Origin of the sequence: Bacillus sp. FSL R5-0431 (assembly GCF_038002985.1) — a bacterium.
In the GTDB taxonomy this organism is placed as follows: Bacteria; Bacillota; Bacilli; order Bacillales; family Bacillaceae; genus Bacillus.
The window spans coordinates 444014-461910 of record NZ_JBBOOG010000001.1 but is presented as its reverse complement, the minus strand read 5'-3'; the positions used below and the strand labels follow the sequence as shown (position 1 = coordinate 461910).

Sequence of the window (17897 nt, the reverse complement as noted above, 5' to 3'; positions counted from 1 at the left end):
TCAGAAAAACAATATGTCGATATGCTTGAGAACACTGAAAAACCCATGCGTTTCCGCACGGGTTTTTACACAACTATTGATCTAATTTTAGTTTCTTTAATTGTTCAGCTAGTGCATTATTAATTGGTTCTTCCATTTTCTTTTGTTTCTTCAAATATTTAGACACATCGTGCTTACTGGCTTTCTTTTGATTGGATTGAGATTTGCGTTTTTCGAAGACAGACAGTTTTTCTCTATGGCCGCACACACAAGCAAAGATTTTGCCATCGCCTTCTCCGCGCAGCTCGAGCTTTCTATGACAGTTCGGGCAGCGTGCGTTTGTTTTCTTCGCCACATTTTTACGATGGCCGCATTCCCGGTCCTGGCAAACAAGCATCGTTCCATGTTTTCCATTCACTTTCAGCATGAGTTTTCCGCAGTCTGGGCAATGGGTGCCAGTGACATTGTCATGCTTAAAGGTCTGGTTCGTCTGTTTGATTTCAGATACGGCTTGTTTCGCATATAATTTCATTTCACTCATGAATTGAGAAGCTTTCAATTGCCCTTTTGCGATTTTAGAAAGCTTTTGTTCCCATTCCGCTGTTAACGCAGGAGACTTTAAGTCTTCAGGCACTAAAGAGAGCAACTGCTTTCCTTTCGATGTGATGAAGATGTCTTTGCCCTTTTTCTCGATTAGGAAGCTATTGAACAGCTTTTCAATAATATCTGCTCTTGTTGCTACTGTCCCTAGACCACCTGTTTCACCAAGGGTTTTCACTAAGTCTTTTTCCTCTTTCTGCATAAATGCCGCTGGGTTTTCCATGGCAGATAATAGGGTCGCTTCATTAAAACGTGCAGGAGGTTTCGTTTCTCCTCTTGTTTCTTTCAGCTGTCGTACGTCTAGTGACTGTCCTTCTGAAAGCAGCGGCAAATGTTGATCCACCTCGGCTGATTCCTCTTCTTCATAGGAATTATCGTACACGGCTTTCCAGCCAGCTGATTGCACGATTTTCCCTTTTGCTGTGAACGTTTCACTGCCTATTTTGGCGATAACCGTTGTTTCTTCGTACTCAAAAGGATTCATGAGTACCGCAAGGAATCGTTTGGCAATAAGGTCATATAATTTACGCTCTTTATCACTTAATGCACCTGGATACAGCTCTTCCTCGGTTGGAATGATCGCATGGTGATCTGACACTTTTGCATCATTGACGAAGCCTTTGTGCGCTTTTACACCTGATTGTAAAATCCGGTTCACATGCTGCGCGTATGGTCTGACGTTCATTCCTTTTAATCGGTCTTTTAATGTGGGAACGATATCCGCTGAAATAAACCTTGAATCTGTACGTGGATATGTCACGAGCTTATGCTGCTCATACAATCGCTGAAGCGTAGATAATGTTTCTTTTGCTGAGAAGCCATAGCGTTTATGCGCATCACGCTGCAATTCAGTCAGATCGTACAGGCCCGGCGCAAAAGCTTTTTTCGCTGTTTTTTTCAACGCATCAACCACTGCTGTTTTTCCTTCGCATGCTGCCAAGCGCTCTTTGATCACATTCTCTTGGAAGGTACGGTTTTGCTTTGTTTTGGCATCCTGCCAGGTCAAAGTCAGTCCATCTACTTGTGCAGTCAATCCATAGAACGGCTTCGGCTGAAATTGCTGAATGTCTTCTTCTCGTTTGGCGATCATGGCAATCGTTGGTGTTTGTACCCGTCCGCAGGAAAGCTGTGCATTGAACTTGGTTGTCAGCGCTCTTGTTGCGTTGATGCCGACAATCCAGTCTGCTTCTGCACGTGCAACTGCTGAGCGATACAGGTTATCGTATTCTCTGCCGTCTTTTAATCGTTTGAAGCCTTCTTGAATGGCTTTGTCCGTGACAGATGAGATCCATAGTCGTTTCAAGGGCTTTTTCACATGTGCTTTTTCAAGAATCCATCTTGCGACAAGCTCCCCTTCACGTCCAGCATCTGTTGCAATGACAATGTCTTTGACATCTTTTCTCGCAAGCTGTGCTTTCACTGCTTGGAATTGTTTGCCTGTCTTTTTCATCACCACAAGCTTAAGCGGCTCTGGAATGATTGGTAAATCCTCTAAACGCCAGGATTGAAATTCTTTTCCGTAGCCTTCTGGATCAGCCAGTGTGACCAAATGGCCAAGCGCCCATGTCACAATGTATTGATCTCCTTCTAAAAAACCATTTCCTTTTTTATGACACTTCAGCACACGCGCAAGGTCACGTCCTACTGAAGGTTTCTCTGCTAATACAACTGTTTTTGACACTAGATTTCACATCTCTTTCTTCTATCCATCCTTTTATTATAGCAGACGTGGAGATGCGGTTCTAATGACGGATTATTTCTTCAATCGTTTGATGATTTCGTTTGTGACTTCTTGTGTTTGATAGGGTCCGCCGATGTCCGCTGTTAAAAAGCCGTCTGCTGTGACTGATTCGATGGTGCTGAGAAGGTGCGTACCCAGCTCTTCTTCTCCGAAATGATCAAGCATCAGTTTAGCGGTCCAAATTTGACCGATTGGGTTGGCGATTCCTTTTCCCGCAATGTCTGGAGCTGATCCGTGTACAGGCTCAAACATGGATGGGTATTTGCCATTTACATTGATGTTGGCGGCAGGCGCTACGCCAATACTTCCCATAATGGCTGCCCCAAGATCTGTCAAAATATCACCAAACAAATTACTGGCCACAATCACATCGAATTTTTCTGGTCTTGTTACAAAGAAGGCTGAGAGCGCATCAATGTGCTGAGAGTCTGCTGCCACCTCTGGATAATCCTTTGCTACGTCTTGAAACACTTCATCCCAAAAAGGCATGGTATGAACGATGCCATTTGATTTTGTTGCACTCGTCACATGCTTTCGCCTTTTTTCTGCTAATTGAAAGGCAAAACGCATCGCACGCTCTGTCCCTTTTCTTGAGAACACCGCATTTTGAACAGCAAGCTGATCTTCCCCTTGATAAATACGGCCTCCAATTTCACTATATTCACCTTCACCGTTTTCTCTGACAACTAGAAGGTCGAAATCCTTTGGCTGAGCAAGCGGTGAACGTATACCATTCAGCTGTTTTGCAGGTCTAACGTTAATCACTTGCTCAAATTCACGTCTAATCTTAATGAGCAATCCCCAAAGCGATACGTGATCCGGCACTAAATTGGCATCTCCGACAGCCCCTAAGAAAATGCTGTTAAAGGCTTTCAGTTGATGTAATCCATCCTTTGGCATCATCTCGCCATGCTCTAAATAATATTCACAGCTCCACGGAAAATCCTGAAAGGTAAAAGACAGACCACCATGTAATTCTGACACCGCTTTCAATACTCGTATGGCTTCAGGTACAACTTCCTTCCCAACCCCGTCACCTGGTATCGCCGCAATTGAAACATGCTTCATTCATTTTTCCTCCTTCATTATCGGTCGACCGTCGACCACTTAAGCTTGAGTTTACTAGACCGTCCATGTTCTTTCAATGGACAAAAGACGCTTTTTTGATCAAAGCGCCTGTTTATCCTGGAAAAGCATCGAGGGTTTCTGTTTCTTCCTCCCCGCATCTTTTTTATCTGAAAGCAGCAGTCCTCCTAAGGTCAGTGCCGTTCCAAGTACAGACATGAGGGTCAATCTCTCATGAAGAACGATCATTGAAATGACCATCGTAATAATAGGAACGCCATAAATATACACACTCGATTTCACCACACCGAGCGTTTTCACCGAAAAGCTCCATGTCAGAAAACAAATGGCAGATGCGAACAGGCCTAAAAACAGCAAGTGAAAGGCAAACGACGGATTCGTCAATCGCTCCCAGTCTAAACGAATCTTAAAATGCCAGATCAGGGGAAGCATCCAAAGCAAGCCGTAAAAAAAGACACGCCTCGTCACTTGAATGAGATGGTATCCATATTGATTGATCATTTTCGATAAAATAGAATAGAAGGCCCAGACAATGGTCGCCGTTAATGCTAGCGCATCACCGATTGGATTCAATTGGAACGTCGTCATTCCATTAAAGCTAATCAGTACAATTCCTGTCATCGCGATGAAAAAGCCTATGAAAAACCGGCGGTGCAAAGGCTCATCTTTCAATAAAAAATAAGCCAATAAAAATGAGAAGAATGGTACAACTGAGCTGATGACACCTGCATTCGAAGCGAACGTATAGGTGAGTGCGACATTTTCTAAAAAATAGTATAAGACCACACCGCATAATCCTGCGAGCGCAAACATCGCTTCATGCTTTTTACGCTGCACCTTCATGGTGACCGGGTAGATCATCATCAGAGCCAGATATCCAATAAAAAAGCGAAAAAATAATATTTCTGTTGGAGAAAAAGCCGTTAACAATATTTTGGTTGAGATAAAGGTCGAGCCCCATAGAAAAATAGTGAACATGGCCGCTAGATGACCAAGCAGCTGTTTATTTTTCATCTGCTGTTACCTGCTTTGCAAAAATTTGCTGATATTGCCCTGGGGTGAGCCCAATAAATTCTGAAAAGAAATGACTCAAGTGACTTTGATCAGAAAAACCAGCGGAGACTGCCGCATCTACAGGCTTCACTCCTTGGGCGAGAAGCTCCTTCGCATAGTTCACTCTCACTGTCTGTAAATAACGATACGGCGTGATCCCTCTGTACTTTGTAAAAGCACGAAGAAGGGAGTATTTGTTCATAGACACAAGCTCTCCTAAGTCGTCTAACGAAATATTTTCCGTGCGGTATGTTTCAATATATTGCTGTACATCTTGGACTTTCTGTTCGGCGGCATGCACTGCTGACGCTTTTTCCTCTGATGTATCAGCATAGGCTTCAATCAGCTGCTTCATAAAGAAATAAAGCGTTTCCTGTTTATTCAAAGCTGGAGCTTCTTCTGTGATCATTTGATGAAGATCATATAATGGCTTTGTCAGTTCACTTTGTGAAAACACAGGGGCTTTAAAATGTGGCTTGTGCTGAAACATTTTCTCTATGACATCTGCTTCTATATTTAAACAACGATAATCTAGTGTCCTGTGATCAATCTGCTCGCATGCGTGATTGTCATATGGATTGAAAAGAAGGATGTCTCCCTTTTCAATGATGTATTCTTCATTTTGGCAGATCAAACGTCTTTGACCGTCCTCAATAAATCCAATCACATAGTATGTATGAAAATGATTCGGGAACTTTTGCATGATGCCATGAAAGCGATACGCCTCTATTTGCAAGTCCTGATCAAAATGTACCGTTCGTTCTTCTTGTGTTTTCAAGTCGATCCCCTCTTTCACTGAACTGATCATTAGTGTAGCACACCCTTTTTCTCTTGAATTGTACGATATTGACTTTTCCGATGCAGGCTTGCCTAGAGGGAAAAACTTGGATAACATGAGACAAAAGATGATGTGTAAATGAGGGAATGACGGGATGAATTCATTCGAGATGGAAAGACCAGCACCATACCATATGCAATTTTATGAACAGCTGAAGCAAATGATATTTGATGGGCAGTTTCAGCCAGGGGAACGCATCAATGAGACACAGCTTGCCAAACAATTTGGTGTAAGCCGATCACCGGTTAGAGAGGCGATGAGGCTTTTAGAAAAAGATGAACTCTTGATCGCTGATCATCGGTCAGGCTACTCTGTCTATACGTTAACGGAAAAAGATGTCGAGGAGCTTTATCAAGTTCGAATCGCCCTAGAAACGCTAGCTGTTGAGCTTGCATGCAAGGAAGCCGCGCAAAGAGAGCTGGATGATATTGAGCAGGTCCTCAAGCAGGCAGACGGAGCAATCAAGCAGCAGCTGCCATCTAAAGAGATCGTCCAGTTACATGAAGCCTTTCATCAAAAAATTATTCTAGCGAGTCACAATCACCGCTTATGTAAACAATTGAATCATGTGAATGCACTCATTCATTTTTGCCGTATCTTTCATTTTAGCGGCGGAGCGCGTGCTGAAACGATTCAAAAAGAGCATGCTGCCATTTATTCTGAAATGAAAGAGCGCCGCTCCACAGAAGCCGTTCAAGCGATGACGAATCATTTGTTACATGATGTGATGCACTTAAAGCAAGTACTCTCTGAAACAAACAAGGATTAAGTGATTTTCCCTTTTTTCCATTTTTTAAGCATTACATGAACATATTTTGAATTTTTCGTAGATTTCAGCATGTCCAGACGATCTTTCGTTTATATTAGAAGATGAGAAACTAGCTCTTATACAGGAGGATTTGTATATGCATACAAGTATTAGCCGTCTTCGACAGGCGGGTTTTATTGAGGGTATGTCTCTTTTAACCCTTCTTTTAATTGCCATGCCTCTGAAATATTTTGCGGATATTCCGATGGCAGTCACCATTGTAGGCTCTCTTCATGGCGCATTGTTTGTCATCTATATGCTTGTTTTGGCATATGTGACTTTTAAAGTTCGCTGGCATTTGAAATGGTCCATCGCTGGTTTTTTTGCGGCGTTCATTCCTTTCGGCAACTTCGCCTATGATAAGGTGCTCCGCCAGTATGATACTAAAGCTTAATCAAAAAGGGCTAAAACGAAATTCGTTTTAGCCCTTTTTCTACACGCTGAATCCTTTTCATTAAACGGATCGCTTGCTGTGGTCCATTCACTGATTCTTTTTCCTGAATGAGGATCATACATTGCAAAATGGAGCTGCTGGTCTTTTGATACAGCACTCACCACTCGTTTTCCTTCATCAAATGTAAAAATTCGTTTGACGTCATACTCTGTTACTTTCCCATCCGACAAATCATCTTGGTAATGGTTCCACACCATGAAACTGATAATGATAGCTGGAATAAAGAAGACAATATATCGTAGAAAAATCACTGGTATTCTTTTCACTTGATCGCTTCCTTTCATGAGGTTCCTTTATCTTATACGTCAGTGCAGCGAAAATGTTTCGTGCTAGAAGAATACCATTCCAGCCTTCGAATTCCATATTTTACAAACTTCGTTGTTTGCGATAAAATCCAATCAGATTCAAAAAAGGAGTTTTTCTCATTGGATAAGCTATCTTCTATCTTTCTAGCGGCTTGGCTGCGTGTTCCTCGTTGGTTCAAGCAATGGGTGCTCGTATCCATTTCCATTTTCTTTTTTTATATGTGTTTTGTAAAGGGGCTGACTAGCTGGCATACCTTGCCGCCCATCACTTTACTATCATGTGTCATCGGTTCCTTCTTCATTTGGCTGTTATGGCTAAAAGGTCAAAAAAATAAGTGAAATGGGGAAAATCATGAAAGAATCCATAAGTTATTTTGCTATCTCTTTTGTTCTGCAATGGGTTTGGTTTGGCATTGTGCACCCTGATAGAGGCGTGACACTCCTGGACATGTTCATCTTTTCTATTTTGTTTGCGGTGATGTTCTTTTTTATCCAGAAAATTTGGCGGTATCAGAAGAAAGGGCGAAGTGAGTGATCATGAAATGAACCCAATGAAAAAGGCTGCCAAATAGATGGCAGCCTTTTCCTTGCTCTTTTCATGCAAATAAATAATCAATGTGTGATCTCCGTTACGGAGTGTATGAATTAAGATTCGATCATATCAGTGTGTCATATGTGTTCCGAGTGAACCTACGTTTGAAAGTAAACGCCATGGAAGTTCTGGATAACAAGACAACGAAAGCCCTACCTCTCATTCGTCCTTACGGCTCCGAAGCCGTGCCAGTGTGAATTGTAAATCAAAACGTCTTTTTTCCACTCTTCCGCTTTTATAGGGGGCGGGTGCAGAAGGAAAAGAATAAGTTTGTTCGCTTTGACAGCGTCTCGTTCTTATCAAGTAGAAGCTCTATTGCTTCTCATTATGTCATAGAAAAAAGAAAGTTTACTTTCTTTATTTATTTGCTTATTTCAACACTTAATATAAAACTATAACACATTCCCCCAGCTTACGCAAGTGTTAAAGTGATAATTCTGCCGGCGTACGGCTTCCTTCATTCATGTAACGAATGGAGGTTGGATCAATCTTCAGAATCACTAGGTTCGGATCATCTTTTCCTTTAAACCATTTCTCCATCTCCTCAGACCAAAGGCGGTCGATCAGTTCTGGATCATCAGTTAATGTTGCGGTACCTGCGATTTCTGCATACGTGTCACCGAATCCTTCACCTGAATAACCAATGAGAATATGGACATTCGGGTTTTTTTCAATTTCGTCTGCTTTATGTGTTTCTTTGCTCGTTGGTGTATATAATGTCAGCCCTTCATGGAAAAAAGTCATGTAGCGGGTATGCGGCTTATCCTGTTCAACGGTCGCCAGTGTTCCGACCTTTTGTTCATCTAATAGGCTGAGTACCTTTTGTTTTAATTCTTCTTGTGACATATCGTTTCACTCCTTCAAATTTCATCCGTACTCTTAGGTTTCCACGACAATCCATTCATTAAACAAAGAAATGTGTTTTTCATAAAAAGAGATCTTCTGGCTGATGCTATAGAAAACAGGCTCAATGAAGGGAGAAGTTGAACATGCATCATGAAACGATGTTCCATTTGAGTTCACTTGTCATTGCGGCAGTTGTTGTGGGCATTATCGTATGGTCTGTCTCATCTGTGCAGAAGAATCGCAAGAAATACTAAACACACCGCCCAATCAAAGCTGGGCGGTGGCGCTATTGATCATGTATTCATAAAGGAACCGCCGTTGACGTGAAGTGTTTGTCCTGTCATATAAGACGATTCGTCAGAAGCAAGCAGCACATAGCAGCCGACATGCTCTACAGGCTGTCCTGGTCTTCCCATTGGGGTTTCTGCCCCGAAGCTTTCCACACTATCCTCATCAAATGTAGATGGAATGAGCGGCGTCCAAATTGGACCTGGCGCTACACCGTTCACCCGAATCCCATCTTTCACAAGCGACTGTGCCATAGAACGCGTAAAGCCGTTGATGGCCCCTTTTGTCGCCGTATAATCAATCAGCACTTTGTTGCCTCGATATGGGTTAATGGATGTTGTATTAATAATTGTACTTCCCGGTTTTAAGTAATCCAGTGCTTTCTTCGTAAAATAAAAATAAGAATAGAAGTTGGTTCTAAAGGTTTGGTGAAGCTGTTCACTAGAAATATCTTGAATCCGTTCTTTCGGATGCTGTTCAGCCGCATTATTCACTAAAATATCTAATTGCCCAAAGGCTTCAACTGTTTTTTCTACCGCTTTCTCGCAAAAGGCTTCGTCACCGACATCTCCTGCAATCGTTAAACATTTAACGCCTTCCTGTTCTACGCGCTTTTGCGTATCCTTTGCATCCTCATGTTCATTTAAGTACACAATGGCGACGTGTGCACCTTCTTTTGCATAGGCAACAGATACAGCACGTCCAATTCCACTATCTCCGCCTGTAATCAGTGCGACTTTCCCTTTGAGCTTGCCAGACCCTTGATATGATTCATCCTCAAAGATCGGCGCAGGATTCATTTCTCTTTCACTGCCTGGCTGCTGATCCTGTGTTTGGCGCGGAATGCCATTTGTTAAGTATTCACGTAAATCCATGTGTAAGCTCCTCCTTGATTTTTTGATGTATCCTTTCATTACCACCTCTTTTTTTTACTCAAACATCCCTAAACTGCACAGATGCGTTTTGTAAATCGGCATGTTTCAAGTTGGGAAAAATCGGTTACATGATCATTAAAAAGGAGCGTTCTCAAATGCTGTCAACCATTTCGAAAACCTTTAGCAGACCAAAAGGCTGGCTCGGAAGCATCGCAGGCTTCATTATGGCAAATGAAAATAAAGCATTGAATCAGTGGGCCATCCAGCACTTAGATCTGACAGATAGTGAAAACATTGTGGAAATCGGCTATGGGCCCGGCTACAGCATCAAGCATATGCTTAAGCATTATGAAGATCTTCACATTGATGGTCTAGATGCCTCCGCCACCATGCAGGAGCAAGCACAGTCCCGCGTCAGCAAACGGTCAAAAGACAAACAGGTCCGGCTGTATGTAGGGAAAATCGAGAAAACACGCTTGCCCGGAGAGCAGTATGACAAAGTACTGTCTGTCAACAACTTTACGATTTGGGATGATCCAAAGACTGGCCTACTCAACCTTTATCACACGTTGAAACCAGGCGGAAAACTTGTCATTGTGATGCAGCCAAGAGAAAAAGGTGCTGACTCCAGCCGGACAAAAGAGATGGGTGAAAACATATTGAATGACTTACAGTTTGCGGGGTTTGACCATTTTTCTGTTGAGTATGAGGAAATTCGTCCAACACTTGCTGTCTGTGTCACAGCCAAAAAGCCGAGAAGCGAATAAGCTCTCGGCTTTTTTTCTTACCATTTTGCTTCTTTTACAAATTGATAGAACAGCTGATGCAATTTCTGTTCAATCTCTTCCTTTGATCCTTGTCCATAAAGCACCATGCTTTCCTCACTTTCAATGATGGATGAACTGATCAGACTAAACATTTCAGACCCTTCCTTGCCAAGCTTTTGCGGCGCCAGCATCATAAGCATTCGTGACATCATTTGCTGCCCGCCATCCATGCTTTTGACCTCATATGCCTGATCAAGATCATAAATATGAAAGATTGGTTCCTTGATGAATTCATGCTTTAAATGAAAAAGAGCAAACTCGGTACCAGGTATGCCTAAACCGCCTTGCTGTTCACGTTCCAGTAAGCCGCTCGCTACATCATCCGCATGTGTGATAGATCCTTCTTCTTCAAGCTGACGAAGCAGCTGCCTGATTGTTGCCTCATGCTGCGGCAGCGTCTCTCTATTTTCGATGGTAAAATGGGACAAGATGCTGCGAATCACAGACATGTAATTCGTCACTTTTTCTGCAACCGCCATCATATTAACGGATTCTTGTACCGTTTCTTTGGCAGCTTCTTTCAACCTTTTTTTCTCAATCATATAAGGAATCTTTCGTTTAATATGAGCCTTCACACGCATAGCGTCATCCTCGTTTAGGAGCGGACTGACCATGATGTAATCGATATGGTCATATGGGATCGGAACAGTCGATACAATCATGTCATAGCTTGATGCATCGATTTCTTTTAGCTCCATCAAAGACGATAGATCGAATTCGGCGATTTCTGGCAATTCCTTTTTTAAACGAGAAGCGAGCATTTTGGAGGTACCGATGCCGCTTGAGCAAACGACCAATGCATGAATGTTCGTTTCTTCTTTTTTGATTTCAAGCACTGAGCCAAAGTGAAGCACAATAAAGGCGATTTCATCCTCTGGAAATTCAATCTCTGGAAAGAAACGCTCGACTCCTTCTTCAATCGCCATAAAAAGCAAAAAGTAGTCCTTTTTAATTTGTTGTGTAAGTGGATTATAGATTCTCATCTTTTCCTTTAAACGGTTCATGGCAGGTTCGAGATGAGACACGAGTCCCTCATACAATGAATCATTCTCATTTAAATGATAGCCGGTTTTATTTGAAATAAAATCAATGAGCTTCTTCGTTCTGATCGCTATATCCAGCTCGATCTCATCAATACGGTATTCTGCCCCAAAGCTGCGATTTGCACTGCGCAGGTGGATGGTCATATAACCGACCTCTGCTTCAGGGATCTCCACATTAAACATGCGTTCAAGTGCTCTTGCGATTCGCAGTGATGATTCAAATTCTTTCGTCCGCTTTAGTTCAAGCAGCTCTTCCTCTTCCATTCGAATGGTTTCGCCAAGCTGAATCCGTTCAATGGCATAGGTTAAGTGAACGACAAGCGCAATATAGGCACTATCAGATAAAGAGAGTGACAGTCTATTTTTCAAATGAAAGAGCAGTCTTTCTACCTTAAGCAGCTGCCCTCTGCTGACAACGCCAAACACCTTTTCCGTCGCTTTCGTTCGATGCTTGATATTCATTTCAATTGTTTCTAAAAATAATTGAATATCGAGCCGGTCGACAATCAGGTTGCCGACAATCTTTCGTTTAGCTTCCTCCGGTCCTTTTAATTCAATGCCATACCCGCGTTTTCGGATCAACTGCAAACCGTAAGGAGCGATCCACTCCGTCAGTTCATCTAAGTCATAGCTGATGGTCGCATTTGTTACCTGCAAATCGGCTGCGAGTGTATATAATTTCACCGGTTCCTTTGCTTCAAGCAATGCACAAAGGATTAAGAGCTTCCGTTCGTCAGAGCTATATTCAATTTGATCCTCATTTGACATATGAGCAAGAAGCCGCTGTTTATCCTCCTGTTCACCGACTGCCTTCAAGCCTTTCCCCGGCTGTTTATCTAGTGAAAGATCATAATTCTTTAATATCGGTTTGATCGATTTTAGTTCTCTATGAATGGTTCTTGTACTCACCTGAACAGAATCGGCTATCTCACGAATGGTGACATAACGATTTTGCTGAATGATGTATTTGATGATCTTCTGTTCTCGTGCCGTTATGTACATGAAATGCCTCCCTCTGCAAAAATAGGTCTATTGTCACACCTTAATATAAAACGCTTTCATCAAACGATGCAATCTTAAGTTGATCTGACTTTGGCACAGTGGCTGTGACAAAATTAAAAACAAGGATTCATCAGACGCTTCTCCAAAATGACGGTCCATACTCCTTTTGATGAAATTGAACCTTTTGTTCACGAAAAGGCAGTGTACCCCCAGCTTTTAAAGAATAAGTCGGATTATATATTGGAGAGCCAAAGCAATAATCCATCGTTCCTTCCTCCGGGCGGAAGATGACGGTTCGCATCGTCCCAAACAGCTCCTCATAATTGTGCACAGTCAGACCATCTGGATATTCTGTCTGGAACAGCTTAGCAAGAGAATCACTTGATCGTTGTTCTTCTAAAGCCTCCATTAACATGTCGTATCTGACAATAGAATGATGCTTGGTCATCCCTTTTCCTGTTTGATCAGCAATCGGATGATTTGTGGCTGCAATATAACCTGTCTCCGGTCTTCTGACCATTTTGCGGCCATCAATGATTTCAATCACAGCCGCTTCTCCTTTTCGATCGGCAAGCATGAGGTGAACATTTGAGGCAACGGGCATTTCCTGAATAGAGTGAATGGCTTCCTCAACCGTTCTACAGTTTTCCAGAACAGATCGAATCACATGATACACTTGCAAACCGGCAACTGCTGGAGCCTTTAAACCGGCTTCATTTCCAACCGGCGGACCACAAGCAGAGAATGTCACAGAAAGACCATGCTCATTCATCCCATCAGATCTGCCAAACAAGAGCAGTGACGAGCCCGTATGACATGCCGAGCCTTTCACATGTGTCGTCACAAGACGCATATCATCAAATATTGGGGAGAAATCATAGTTACGCAGCATGACCGTTTGTTGACCGGTCGCCATATTCCCCTGCCTCACGCAGTGGGAACAGCCTGGCTGAAGATGAGATGAATAGAAAAAGGTCAAATAACGCTCATCTAATTGCAGTTCATCACAAAATCCAGCTATCTCTTCTTCTAACTGAGGAAGATGAGGGCGCATCAGCTGCTTCGTTTCCTTCACAGTCTCTTTTTCTAGCGGTTCTGTTCGAATATATTGTGTCTGTAGCAACGGGTTCTCCTTAAACCAGACAGCCTGCTGTTTTCCCACTTCATAAGCGGTTCCTGTCATTTCATGAAAATATGCACTGATTTCCTCCATGACTGCACACCTCTTTCGACTTCGTTTCTTTTATCATATCGAAACCGTCATTTATTGAAAAGGATGAAAAAAACTGCAACCCCAACGGATTACAGCTGTTTCCAGGATTGTTGAAACAATGCTTTTGCCATTGCTTCATATCCTTTATGGTTCGGATGAAATTGATCAATCGATAAGTAATCTCTTTCATGTCCCTCAAACGCCCGGTACACATCCACAACCTCTACATGCGGATTTGCAGCAAGCAAGCGAAGCTGATGATTGTATTGCTGAAGCCACCGCCCCGCTATTGGTATTTGTGGAAAAGGATTATATAAATTCATGAGATACACGCAATAGGGCTGCTGCCCTCTTTTGATATGAGCGATTTCTTGAATCATCTTGCTAAAATTCGCTTGGCAATGCAAGGTCGCTTGCAGCAATTTCTTTTCATCTTCACCCTCTTCATACTGCTGAACAGCTTGAACAAGGTCATTCCCGCAGCCTGTGATGGTGATGATGTCAGCTGGTGCAATAGCACGCCTCACATCAGATCGTTTGAACAGCTGTAAAATCTGATCCGTCGTTAACCCTGACTTTGCAAATACGGACAGCTCGACTGACGCCTGTGTCTTTTTTTCAAGCATCCATTGATACCGCTCAGCGAAGCCTCCGCCAAATAAACGTGCCCCCACTCCCACTGTTAAGGAATCTCCAATCGCAACATAGGATCGTCCCACTCTTATCCCTCACTCTCTCCTGCCTTCTCTTATATATACGAAATCGGAGAACAGATGCTTGTAGCAGATGGCTTAGGGGCATTCATCTTTTTTTTCATGAGACGTCTTTATAAACTCTTTACTTGCGAGATCGACTGTTTTTTTGTTCAATAGGAGTAGGTTTTTATGATGAAATCCGTATCTCCAAGCGTTTCAGAAAAATTTACAAACTTTTTATCTTGATTTCGAGACTTTATACCTTGACTTCAAACTACATTGTGATTACAATGAAAATATCAGTTTTTATGTAACTGTACTTGTTACATCTTTTTCGTAGCATTCCAATATGATTAAAGATGCCACATATTCAGTGTATCTTTGGGATACGCTAAAAAAATCACTGAAACAGAAAGGATTGAATGAACATGGCAAAAGTTTTATACATCACTGCACATCCGCATGATGAAACAGTTTCTTACAGTATGGCTACTGCTAAAGCATTTATCGAATCTTATAAGGAAGCAAACCCAAGTGACGAGGTTGTACATATCGATTTGTACAAAGAAAACATCCCTCACATTGATGCAGATGTATTCGCTGGCTGGGGCAAGCTGCAATCAGGTGCTGGCTTCGATACACTTTCAGCTGAAGAGCAAGCGAAAGTTGCTCGCCTAAACGAATTAAGCGATCAATTCGTTTCTGCTGACAAATATGTATTTGTTTCACCACTTTGGAACTTCTCATTCCCACCAGTTCTTAAAGCATACATCGACTCTGTTGCTGTAGCTGGTAAAACATTCAAATACACTGAGCAAGGTCCTGTTGGATTATTAACAGACAAAAAAGCTCTACACATCCAAGCACGTGGCGGATACTATTCTGAAGGTCCTGCTGCTGAACTTGAAGCAGGCCACCGTTACCTTGGTACAATTGCGAGCTTCTTCGGAATTCCTTCCTTCGAAGGTCTTATCGTTGAAGGTCACAATGCTGAACCTGCGAAAGCAGAGCAAATTAAAGCAGATGCGATCGAACGTGCAAAAGCTTTAGGAAAAAATTTCTAATAAACTGAACGCGAAAAGCCAATGATCTTAACGGTCATTGGCTTTTTATTTGTTTAGATGAAAGCCTAATTCTCTGGAGATACCGATCGCGGCTTTTTTGACCTGCTCAATTAAATATGGAAGGCGTTCCTTTTGATAGCCTGCTTCAAACCCTGCAATGCTAATACCTGCTGCGACTTCTCCAAGGTGATTGAAAATAGGGGCTCCAACCGCAGCGGTATAGTTTTCAAGCTCCGAATAGCTTAACGTATAGCCCCTTTCATTTGATTCATCCAGTATGTTTCGAAGAACCTCTTTATCTGTAATGGTCCCGATTCCGATTTTCCCTAGCTCAATCGAATCAATATAAGCGAGTCTCTCGCGCTCTGGTAAAAAGGAGAGAATACTTCTTGCACAAGCACCCGCATATAGGGGAGAGCGCCTGCCGACGGCGGTGTAGAGACGAACAGGCTGCGTCCCTTCGATTTTATCCACGTAAATGGCTTCGTCTCCTTCACGAACGATGAGCTGTACAGCTTCTCCCACTTCATCCCGCAAGCCTTCCATAAATGGTCTTGCAATTCTCCGAATATCAAGGCGGTCCGCCACAAGCTGCCCGTATTCTAGAAACATCAGACCTAACCGATAAACACCTGAATCTTGCTTTTCTAATAATCCCATATCGGTTAACGAGCTCGCCATGCGGTGCACAGACGTTTTCGGCATGCCGGAGAGCTCGATCATTTCATTTAACGTTAATTGGTCACGTGCGATAAACAGCCGCAAAATCTCCATTGATTTCACCACGGTTTTATTTGTATTTTGCATGTCCATCCCCTTTTCTAAACGAATGCTTCCAGCTTGATTCTGGCAGCCAGCTCCTTCAATTCTGCTTCTTGCTTAAATAGCGCCTGCTCTGCGTCCTGATGATCGATTCGCTTAAAATACAGATTCGCCCCAGGCATCGCTTGTGCAATGAGCGGCAGATCTACCGTCGCTACTTCTCCAATACGCGGGTATCCGCCTGTTGTTTGCCGATCTGCCAGCAGAATAATCGGCTGGCCGTCAGGAGGAATTTGAATAGAACCAAAGGCAACCGCTTCTGAAATCAATTCAAGCTTTTCTTTTAAATGAACCGGCTCCCCCTTCAAGCGGCAGCCCATGCGATCTGATTGAGGCGTGACTTGGTAAGGCTGTTCGAAAAAGGTGTGTTGAGATATTTCTTGAAAAAAAGAAAGGTGTCTCCCTGGCAGCACCCGAATCACGGGCGATTTCCGCAGCGGCAAAAAATGCGTATGACTTACAGTCCAATCGGGTGCGCTGTACGCCGCCTGTTTCACTTCGCTTTTGAGCCTATCAGACAATCGATCCGCTACGATTGAAGGCTTTCCAATGGACAGGACGTCTCCTTTTTCAAGCGGACGTCCGTTCAGTCCACCTATTCCTGCTCTCACATAGGTGCTTTTGCTCTGCATGACCGGCTCCACATCGAATCCACCTGCCACAGCAAGGTAAGCGCGGCAGCCTCTCTTACAAGGACCAAAGGTGATCGTGCTTCCTGATCGAACAAAGAGCGGTTTCCATAAAGGGGCTGGCTCTCCATCGATGTCGATTTCCACATCAGCGCCAGTCAATCCAATAAGCTCATCCTTTTGACACGTCAACACAGGACCTGGCCCCATTAATGTTATTTCCAGCACGGCTTCGTTTTCCTCGTTGCCTGTGAGAATGTTGGCAATTCTAAGTGAGAGCGGGTCCATGCCGCCGCTCGTTAAGACGCCATACTTTTGATAGCCTTTCCGACCTTTATCTTGAATGGTTGTGAACATTCCTGGCTTGATGACATGAATACTCAACGTTCTGCCTCCTTCATGCTGAAAAATTCCTTTTCAGACATTTGGACAAATCTGACCTCGTCTCCTGCTCTCAATAGACTTGGGACTTTCTCGTCTGGATAAAAGAGTGGCAGCGGGGTTTGTCCAATGAGCTGCCAGCCGCCGGGTGTGGAAATGGGGTAAACGCCGGTCTGCTTTCCCGCAATGCCGACAGATCCTTTTGGAATGGACATTCTCGGTGTTTCCCTGCGCGGGGCTGCGATCTTTTCAGACAGCCCGCCTAAAAATGGAAACCCCGGGGCAAATCCAATCATATAGACAAGATACGTCCCTGCAGTGTGAATACGCACGACTTCCTCAGTCGTTAAACGATTGATCCGGGCGACTTCTTCTAAATCAGGTCCCAGCTCTCCCCCGTAGCAGACTGGAATATCGATGATGCGGCGCTTCGACTGAACCCCCTCCTGCCATTTCTCTTCAAGAAGTGTTTCAATATAGTTTTTCACCCATTCATACGGAGACAAGTCCTTTTTTTGAAGGTGGGCAGATTGATGAACAGTATAAGGCTCGTAAAAAACAGTCAAGTTTGTAAAGGCTTGAACAGCTTCCACATATCCAGCAAATGGATGCTGCTCAATACACGAAAACAGCTGCACAACACGCTCATGAATCTCTTCACATATGTCTGCTCCTGCTTGGATAACGATCGCTGCATCTCCTAGCGGGTGGAAGGTGATAAAATCTTTTATCGTTGAAAATGCCACTTGAGGATCC

General features: G+C 43.2%; 18 protein-coding genes. 5 read left to right on the top strand and 13 right to left on the bottom strand.

Features of this window, described 5'->3' with window-relative positions; genetic code table 11:
* Positions 1-73: 73 nt before the first annotated feature.
* The 4 genes from MKZ03_RS02245 to MKZ03_RS02230 all read right to left on the bottom strand — a co-directional run bounded on the left by MKZ03_RS02245 (position 74) and on the right by MKZ03_RS02230 (position 5267).
* Positions 74-2260: a DNA topoisomerase III gene (locus MKZ03_RS02245; protein WP_341030772.1), complete on the bottom strand. Its 2187-nt coding sequence runs from the start codon at positions 2258-2260 to the stop codon at positions 74-76.
* Between the two features lie 72 nt (positions 2261-2332).
* A complete protein-coding gene (locus MKZ03_RS02240) occupies positions 2333-3388 on the bottom strand; it encodes a tartrate dehydrogenase (protein ID WP_307499070.1) in 1056 nt (351 codons plus the stop codon).
* Positions 3389-3487: 99 nt separating this feature from the next.
* On the bottom strand, positions 3488-4420 hold the full coding sequence (locus tag MKZ03_RS02235; RefSeq protein ID WP_334750813.1) for a DMT family transporter: 933 nt from the start codon (positions 4418-4420) through the stop codon (positions 3488-3490).
* Positions 4410-5267, bottom strand: coding sequence for an AraC family transcriptional regulator (locus MKZ03_RS02230; RefSeq protein ID WP_341030771.1), 858 nt, complete (start codon positions 5265-5267; stop codon positions 4410-4412). The genes MKZ03_RS02235 and MKZ03_RS02230 overlap by 11 nt, the downstream gene beginning before the upstream one ends.
* Positions 5268-5391: 124 nt before the next feature.
* Here MKZ03_RS02230 and MKZ03_RS02225 point away from each other — a divergent pair, with 124 nt between their 5' ends.
* Together MKZ03_RS02225 and MKZ03_RS02220 are read left to right on the top strand one after the other, a co-directional pair.
* Positions 5392-6066 carry a GntR family transcriptional regulator gene (locus MKZ03_RS02225; protein ID WP_340971709.1) on the top strand — a complete coding sequence of 225 codons (675 nt, stop codon included), beginning with the start codon at positions 5392-5394 and terminating at the stop codon, positions 6064-6066.
* Between the two features lie 136 nt (positions 6067-6202).
* Positions 6203-6499 carry a DUF3817 domain-containing protein gene (locus tag MKZ03_RS02220; protein ID WP_034664017.1) on the top strand — a complete coding sequence of 99 codons (297 nt, stop codon included), beginning with the start codon at positions 6203-6205 and terminating at the stop codon, positions 6497-6499.
* On the opposite strand, the gene MKZ03_RS02215 is transcribed toward MKZ03_RS02220, so the two are convergent.
* The gene (locus MKZ03_RS02215) at positions 6496-6825 is read right to left on the bottom strand and encodes a hypothetical protein (RefSeq protein ID WP_334750809.1); all 330 of its coding nucleotides are present in this window, start codon (positions 6823-6825) and stop codon (positions 6496-6498) included. The two genes, MKZ03_RS02220 and MKZ03_RS02215, sit on opposite strands and share 4 nt — an antisense overlap.
* A gap of 159 nt (positions 6826-6984) precedes the next feature.
* On the opposite strand from MKZ03_RS02215, the gene MKZ03_RS02210 reads away from it, so the two are divergent.
* A complete protein-coding gene (locus MKZ03_RS02210) occupies positions 6985-7203 on the top strand; it encodes a hypothetical protein (protein ID WP_106056715.1) in 219 nt (72 codons plus the stop codon).
* Between the two features lie 676 nt (positions 7204-7879).
* Here the strand turns inward: MKZ03_RS02210 and MKZ03_RS02205 are convergent.
* Together MKZ03_RS02205 and MKZ03_RS02200 are read right to left on the bottom strand one after the other, a co-directional pair.
* Entirely contained in the window at positions 7880-8302 is a 423-nt protein-coding gene (locus MKZ03_RS02205; RefSeq protein ID WP_012008953.1) for a pyridoxamine 5'-phosphate oxidase family protein, read from the bottom strand.
* A gap of 293 nt (positions 8303-8595) precedes the next feature.
* The gene (locus tag MKZ03_RS02200) at positions 8596-9465 is read right to left on the bottom strand and encodes an SDR family oxidoreductase (protein ID WP_034664026.1); all 870 of its coding nucleotides are present in this window, start codon (positions 9463-9465) and stop codon (positions 8596-8598) included.
* 155 nt (positions 9466-9620) lie between these two features.
* On the opposite strand from MKZ03_RS02200, the gene MKZ03_RS02195 reads away from it, so the two are divergent.
* Positions 9621-10232, top strand: a complete 612-nt coding sequence (locus MKZ03_RS02195) for a class I SAM-dependent methyltransferase (protein ID WP_341030770.1) — start codon at positions 9621-9623, stop codon at positions 10230-10232.
* A 17-nt stretch (positions 10233-10249) separates the two neighbouring features.
* Here MKZ03_RS02195 and MKZ03_RS02190 read toward each other — a convergent pair whose 3' ends face one another.
* From MKZ03_RS02190 to MKZ03_RS02180, 3 genes are all read right to left on the bottom strand, one after another.
* Positions 10250-12337, bottom strand: coding sequence for a BglG family transcription antiterminator (locus MKZ03_RS02190; protein ID WP_341030769.1), 2088 nt, complete (start codon positions 12335-12337; stop codon positions 10250-10252).
* Between the two features lie 130 nt (positions 12338-12467).
* Positions 12468-13550: a C45 family peptidase gene (locus MKZ03_RS02185; protein WP_341030768.1), complete on the bottom strand. Its 1083-nt coding sequence runs from the start codon at positions 13548-13550 to the stop codon at positions 12468-12470.
* 89 nt (positions 13551-13639) lie between these two features.
* Positions 13640-14269 (bottom strand): GDSL-type esterase/lipase family protein, encoded by a 630-nt coding sequence (locus tag MKZ03_RS02180; RefSeq protein ID WP_340971697.1) that lies wholly within the window; start codon positions 14267-14269, stop codon positions 13640-13642.
* A 404-nt stretch (positions 14270-14673) separates the two neighbouring features.
* Between MKZ03_RS02180 and MKZ03_RS02175 the strand changes: the two genes are divergently transcribed.
* Complete coding sequence (locus tag MKZ03_RS02175) at positions 14674-15309, top strand: FMN-dependent NADH-azoreductase (RefSeq protein ID WP_169057611.1); 636 nt, start codon at positions 14674-14676, stop codon at positions 15307-15309.
* A gap of 45 nt (positions 15310-15354) precedes the next feature.
* Here MKZ03_RS02175 and MKZ03_RS02170 read toward each other — a convergent pair whose 3' ends face one another.
* Genes MKZ03_RS02170 through pxpB form a run of 3 tightly spaced genes read right to left on the bottom strand, consistent with a single transcriptional unit; the run spans position 15355 to position 17887 of the window.
* On the bottom strand, positions 15355-16116 hold the full coding sequence (locus MKZ03_RS02170) for an IclR family transcriptional regulator (protein WP_334750803.1): 762 nt from the start codon (positions 16114-16116) through the stop codon (positions 15355-15357).
* 14 nt (positions 16117-16130) lie between these two features.
* Positions 16131-17144 (bottom strand): 5-oxoprolinase subunit C family protein, encoded by a 1014-nt coding sequence (locus MKZ03_RS02165; RefSeq protein ID WP_341030767.1) that lies wholly within the window; start codon positions 17142-17144, stop codon positions 16131-16133.
* Positions 17141-17887, bottom strand: coding sequence for a 5-oxoprolinase subunit PxpB (gene pxpB, locus MKZ03_RS02160; RefSeq protein ID WP_341030766.1), 747 nt, complete (start codon positions 17885-17887; stop codon positions 17141-17143). Before pxpB ends, MKZ03_RS02165 begins: the two co-directional genes overlap by 4 nt.
* Positions 17888-17897 lie beyond the last annotated feature (10 nt).

Bases quoted from the DNA above. Each gene is read 5' to 3' on its own strand.
- MKZ03_RS02240 (WP_307499070.1), bottom strand. From the start codon at position 3,388: ATGAAGCATGTTTCAATTGCGGCGATACCAGGTGACGGGGTTGGGAAG.
- MKZ03_RS02235 (WP_334750813.1), bottom strand. From the start codon at position 4,420: ATGAAAAATAAACAGCTGCTTGGTCATCTAGCGGCCATGTTCACTATT.
- MKZ03_RS02230 (WP_341030771.1), bottom strand. From the start codon at position 5,267: ATGATCAGTTCAGTGAAAGAGGGGATCGACTTGAAAACACAAGAAGAA.
- MKZ03_RS02225 (WP_340971709.1), top strand. From the start codon at position 5,392: ATGAATTCATTCGAGATGGAAAGACCAGCACCATACCATATGCAATTT.
- MKZ03_RS02220 (WP_034664017.1), top strand. From the start codon at position 6,203: ATGCATACAAGTATTAGCCGTCTTCGACAGGCGGGTTTTATTGAGGGT.
- MKZ03_RS02205 (WP_012008953.1), bottom strand. From the start codon at position 8,302: ATGTCACAAGAAGAATTAAAACAAAAGGTACTCAGCCTATTAGATGAA.
- MKZ03_RS02200 (WP_034664026.1), bottom strand. From the start codon at position 9,465: ATGGATTTACGTGAATACTTAACAAATGGCATTCCGCGCCAAACACAG.
- MKZ03_RS02195 (WP_341030770.1), top strand. From the start codon at position 9,621: ATGCTGTCAACCATTTCGAAAACCTTTAGCAGACCAAAAGGCTGGCTC.
- MKZ03_RS02190 (WP_341030769.1), bottom strand. From the start codon at position 12,337: ATGTACATAACGGCACGAGAACAGAAGATCATCAAATACATCATTCAG.
- MKZ03_RS02185 (WP_341030768.1), bottom strand. From the start codon at position 13,550: ATGGAGGAAATCAGTGCATATTTTCATGAAATGACAGGAACCGCTTAT.
- MKZ03_RS02175 (WP_169057611.1), top strand. From the start codon at position 14,674: ATGGCAAAAGTTTTATACATCACTGCACATCCGCATGATGAAACAGTT.
- MKZ03_RS02170 (WP_334750803.1), bottom strand. From the start codon at position 16,116: ATGCAAAATACAAATAAAACCGTGGTGAAATCAATGGAGATTTTGCGG.